Origin of the sequence: Nocardia carnea (genome assembly GCF_029868855.1) — a bacterium.
Classification (GTDB): Bacteria; Actinomycetota; Actinomycetes; order Mycobacteriales; family Mycobacteriaceae; genus Nocardia; species Nocardia carnea_A.
The window spans coordinates 1-5,400 of the sequence record NZ_JARWOV010000080.1 but is presented as its reverse complement, the minus strand read 5'-3'; the positions used below and the strand labels follow the sequence as shown (position 1 = coordinate 5,400).

Sequence of the window (5,400 nt, the reverse complement as noted above, 5' to 3'; positions counted from 1 at the left end):
GCTCAGTGCCCCCTCCCCCCCGAGCCGGGCGTCGCGCCTGGGGGCCGCCGCGGTTCCCCCCCCCCCCCCCCCCCCCCCCCCCCCCCCCTTTCTCGCAGCCCGGCTGTGCGATCAGTCGGTACCGGCAGCCGCGATGGCGCTCGCATACTCCTCGACATATGTCCCGGGGGTGAACGCTGTGCGAAGGAGCCCGCTGGGAAGTTCGAACGCGTCGACGAGGTCACGTAGATGCGGTGCCAGCAATTCATGCAGCTGACGACGCATCTCCATGAGCGGCTGCACCGTCTTCGGCAGTGGACCGTCTGGCAGCATCTCTGTTCCGTGGCTCAAGCACTGACCGACGGCGTAGAGCACGATGAGCCTCTCCAACACCTCTCGCGGCTCGGTCGCAAGCCCGCCGATCCGGTCTGCCAACGCCTGGGCCGATTGGTGCGCGGTATGGGCTTCGGCGGCCGCCATCGAAAGACCGTAAATCGCATCCCACCGTTCTTGACGGCTTCCGGTCGCGTTCGCGTACGTCTCGAGCGTCCGGTGATGTAGAAAACGGGCCCGAGCGTCGAGCCAGCCCAACCACTGACCGGGGGTTTCGATATCGAACAGCTGGTCGTCCCAACCGGATTGCGTCCACGAGTCCGGAAGGGTGATCCGTCGGTACGCCGCCTGCAAGCCGATAACGTAGCTATCGCCTTCCGCGGTCGCTGCGGCGTCACGCAGCGCTCGGTACACCATGATCTGGTTGTGCGCGAACACCCCCTGGGCCCCGAGCCGGTCACGCACCTCGGCGGTGACTCGCAGCGCCACCGAAGTGGTGAAATTCTTTGTCAGCGACACCAGGTCGGTCAGTTTCGGAGCTTGTTCGTCGGCGCCGTTCTCGATCGCTGCCGCAAACGCGTCGATCGCCACCTCCACGGACATACCGGCGATGTAGGTTTCGGCGACGGCATCGATCAGCCGGTCGCGGTGAGCAGGCACGTCCAGGAGTGCAATGCGGTCGGCGCCGCGGTCCATGCTTGCGATATCGCGCTGTTCAGCGTGTTTTACGGCGATGGCCAGGGACGCGCGACACACTGCTGCGGACATCGCCGAAATCGCCAGCCGGCCGGCCCGTACCCGACTGATCGCACGCCAGACCTGATTATCTGCCGGGATGGGCGAAACGAGTTGGCCGTTGTCGTCGATGGAGGTGCCGGTATGGGACAACAGGCATTCGCGAGGCAGCCGGACATGGTCGAAGCGAGTGATGGAGTTGTCCATCCCCAGACCGGGCTTCTCGGGAAGCGCGCGAATGGTGATCCCCGGCCGGACCGTCCCGTCGGCGTCGACCAATCGCACCAGGAATGGGTAGTTTCCACGGTTCTCTCCATCGACCAACAACCGCGCGAAGACGATCCCGAAACGCGATACACCTTTCACCGGCGGCGGGGCAGTGGTCGGCATGAATTTGACAGCAGCGTCCGTCGGCGTGTCGAGTACGAAACTACCGCCATCGGCCGGATCGTATGTGGCCGTGGTTTCGAGATTCGGCAGGTCGCTGCCATGGCCCACCTCGGTCAATACATACGCGCCTACCGCACGTCCCTCGAGTAGCTCAGTCAGAACTGCCTCGACCTCACCGGTTCGCGAATGCTGCTCCAGCAGTGTGCCCAGAACGAGATTCACCTGCACCGTCAGCAGGGCACCCAGGTGTGGATCGACCACGGTGGCTTGTTCGTGCAGTGCGACGAGGGCACGCAGATCAGAAATCGTGTCGACCGCGGACAGACGCGGAAGCAGTTGCAGGTAGCGTTCGTAGGCCCGCTTTCCGGGATCTTTTGTGGCAGCCCACCAATCCTGATCGAATATCGACTCGCTGAACATGTCGGTGTAACGTTGAGCCGCTTCCCGCCGACCCGCGAACAGCACGTTCGAAAGGTCGTCTGAATACCCGTGGGAAACCATCACTGCCTCCTACTCAAATTCGAACCCTGCAGTGGCAGATGGTCCGCTGCAGGCATAACGCGGTAATCGCCTCCGGTATCCGGACGCTCGGTCTGCTCATCCACGAGAGTTATCTCGTGGATGAGCATCTCCTCGTGCACGAATTCCGAAACGATCACCAATCAGGGTTCAACGCGCCAGGTACCACAGACCTCCACACCGGGAGGGCCGGTCGACCGGCCGTATCAGTAGGTGTGCCCGGGGTCTCCGCGTCCGACGGAGCGGGCTCTGGGCGACCGTCCGACAGCCAGGTGCGAGAGAAAGGGGCCGGCCATCGCATAGACGTGGCTCGTCAGTTCGGTCGTCGTATGCGGTATGTTGTGTGTCCATCGGCCGCCCGGAACTTGCTGAGCATGATGTTCCAGCGACTGAGGTGCCGGAGATGGCTGCTAGGGGAACATCGACCATGTCCTGCAACTCTCCAACTCCAACCGCCAGATCCGTTCGGTTACCCCCTGGGTATCTTCACCCGGCGACGCCACCGTTGCCGCCGAGTTGCCGTGACCTGACCCGAACACGAAAAATATTGTGCCACACCTATCGTTCGTGTTCTGCGCTTAGGAGATTTCACAACTGTTCCAGGCTGGCTGCCAGCTGTTTTGCCGATGCCCGCCTCGCGGGGTGCGGGCTGGACGAAGTCGGACGAACGTATGGTCCACGGGTTCGCTGAACGCCACATGTGTCACCGGTGGTCCAAGGGACCGGAGCCTCTCGGGGGCGCCGCGCGATGATCGTGCGGTCGTAGCATCCGCTTTCGTGCCACAGTTGCACTACGGCGATGGCCGGCTCCCGGTCTGCAACGCAGCCGTTTCGTGGGGCCGTTCCGCGTTAATCGTTTCCTCGGGTGCTAGTCTCTCGGCTTCTGCTCGGCTTCCCGGGATTCAGCGGACAAGTCGACGCCAGGTGCTCGCGAACCTTGTCTCACCGAGTAAGAACTCGGTGACCGAGGGCCAGCGAGCCTCTACATCGTCGGCATCGAAGATCACGTCTGCATTGGCCTTGATCAACTCGACCTGTCCTTCGAGATGGACCCGGCTCGGCACGAACACCGCTTCCGCGCGGTTGCGGGCGATGGTGAACAGGAGTCGATCGATGCGGTCTGCGGTGTTCTCCGAGAGCACAATGATTTTGCGTAGGTTGTAGCCGAGTCGAGGTGCGAGGTTCCGCATCCGGACCTCGTCCCAGGGCTGGTGGACACCAGAGATATCGGAACGCAGGTACCCGACCGCGGGCGCCAGGTCGCAGAGGCTCATCACTCGGCCGCCAGTGTGTATCGCGCGAAACCACACAGAGCTGATCGGTACACGTATGGCATCAGGAGTTTCCTTCCGGGCAACATCGATTGATTCTCAAAGGATCGCGTGCGAAATGTCCTGCAACAAGGCCTTAATGGAGGACATGGATAGGACATAGTGGGCAATTTCAGCTCGACCATGTCCACTGTCCGGGCTACCATGCCCCCATGGCTGGTTCAGGGAATGCCGCCCTTCGAGCGGCACGCCAAGCGCTGGGGCTTCGGTCCCAAGCCGCACTCGCGGACGCTATTCGTGACGCGGCGGAGCGCATCGGCCTCCGGATCGATGTAGCGGCACGCACGGTACGGCGCTGGGAGTCCGCCGAACCACCGTGGCCGCACCCGGAACATGCGGCAGCGCTCGAGGCCTTGTTCGGAAAGCCGATCACGGAGTTGGGATTCAAACCCCCCTGGGCCGATGAGCAGCCTACGAATGTCGAACCAATTCGGAAGGTCGCCGCCCGATCTGTACTGCGCCGAACTCTCGGTGATGCGCCCGGTGACGTCCCCGCAGCGGTTGTGCTCGACTACACGGCCGTCACGGAGGCATACCGGCGAATGTACTGGGTCGTCGGCGCACCCAGGCTGCACGAGTCGGTCGCCCAACATGCCCAGCTCGGTTCGGAGCTCCTTCGGGAAGTGCCCAGCACCGCCAAAAGTGCTCTCGGCCGCGCTGTTTCCGAATCGAGTCTGCTGGCCGGCCGCATCGAGTTCTTCGACCTGCAAAAACCGGACCGGTCCCAGGCCAGCTTCGTGCTGGCCTTACAAGCCGCTCATGAAGCAAACGACGCCTTGCTGGGCGCGGCCACACTCACGCATATGGCCTTCGCACCTGCCTTCTCGGGCGATTCCGCGCGGGCCGAAGAAGCTCGCGAACGGCTACGCGCGGCCAGGGTATTCGCACGGCGGGGTAATGCGAACTTCGAGATGACCGCCTGGATCGACGCCGTGGAGGCCGAAGCCGAGACTCGATTCGGTGATACGCGCCAAGCGCTGAAGCTGCTCCGGCGCGCCGAGGAAACCTACGACCGGCACGAGCCTGCGGAGAATCCCTCCCCGCCATGGCTCGATTGGTTTTCACCGACCCGTCTGGCGGGATTCAAGGGTTATACGCTGATGGTGGCAGGGAGAGGTCGGGAGGCACGGGAGAGCCTCGAACTGGCTCTGGCGGATCTGCCGGACAACGCCACGAAGCAGCGAGCTGTCTTCCTCGCCGATATCGGTGCGGCTGCCGTCTTGGAGGAGGACCCCGAGCTTGCTTGCGTCAAGCTCGGCGAAGCACTCGATCTGATCTCGAGCAACTGGTATGCGACCGCGCTGGACCGGATCAAATCCGTCCGGAATACCTTGCGGCCCTGGGATTCGTTACCGTCAGTACGTGCCCTCGACGAGCGGATGTACGACTGGCATACCACAGTCAGTTCGGTCGGTGGATAGACGTCCGGTGGTCCGCGGTGAGACCTCGAAAACTGATCTCGGCGCGGGTGCACCTGGCCGTGGCGGGTGCCGGGCGGATGTCGAGTACATGCCCCAAATCATCGACGCGCGGCCCGCTCACTGATATCCACGAACAATACCGACCGTCACGTCGGCTAATATTTCTGGCAAATCTACAGACAGGCGGACCGCCTCGTCGCATCCAGGTTCTGCCAGGTCAGCCGATTTTCCATAAAACACCAGATCATCGGCCTAGACCAATTACTGTGATCGATCCCTATGAGCTCTAAGACCGATTGTGAGACAATACTTTTCGTGTCTCGGTCGATCAATAGCAACTGCGTGGCAACGCTGATGTTGCAGTTCGAAGCGGTCACAGGATCAGCTCGGTGGCACGGCCACGCTACTGCCCGGCCGTTCCGTACCGGCTGCCCATCCCCCAACCACCCCGGATGGATTGGCTACGGCCGTCTGAACTTCCCTCTGCCTTTCCGCGATTTCGCGGCACCCCGGAGTTTTTGCACCCGCCCCCAACGGGTCGCGGTACTCGACTCCCTTCGGCCGGTTCGCAGCACGGATCCACACGGTAAGGGTGCGTGGTGAATTGATCTCTTGACAGGTGACGGTCCGGATCCCGTGCGCTCCGGTGCCGGGGGGGGGGGCCGGGGAGGGGCGGGGCCGCGCCCCGGCAG

4 protein-coding genes are annotated in these 5,400 nt (G+C 63.0%); 2 read left to right on the top strand and 2 right to left on the bottom strand.

The genetic code is table 11. The features are described from left to right. Positions 1 to 111: 111 nt before the first annotated feature. Entirely contained in the window at positions 112 to 1,545 is a 1,434-nt protein-coding gene (locus QH195_RS07200; protein ID WP_280434797.1) for an acyl-CoA dehydrogenase, read from the bottom strand. Positions 1,546 to 1,623: 78 nt separating this feature from the next. On the opposite strand from QH195_RS07200, the gene QH195_RS07195 reads away from it, so the two are divergent. After that, complete coding sequence (locus tag QH195_RS07195; protein ID WP_280434796.1) at positions 1,624 to 1,920, top strand: hypothetical protein; 297 nt, start codon at positions 1,624 to 1,626, stop codon at positions 1,918 to 1,920. A gap of 938 nt (positions 1,921 to 2,858) precedes the next feature. On the opposite strand, the gene QH195_RS07190 is transcribed toward QH195_RS07195, so the two are convergent. Then, positions 2,859 to 3,230: a hypothetical protein gene (locus tag QH195_RS07190; RefSeq protein ID WP_280434795.1), complete on the bottom strand. Its 372-nt coding sequence runs from the start codon at positions 3,228 to 3,230 to the stop codon at positions 2,859 to 2,861. 209 nt (positions 3,231 to 3,439) lie between these two features. On the opposite strand from QH195_RS07190, the gene QH195_RS07185 reads away from it, so the two are divergent. Next, positions 3,440 to 4,708, top strand: coding sequence for a hypothetical protein (locus tag QH195_RS07185; protein ID WP_280434794.1), 1,269 nt, complete (start codon positions 3,440 to 3,442; stop codon positions 4,706 to 4,708). Positions 4,709 to 5,400 lie beyond the last annotated feature (692 nt).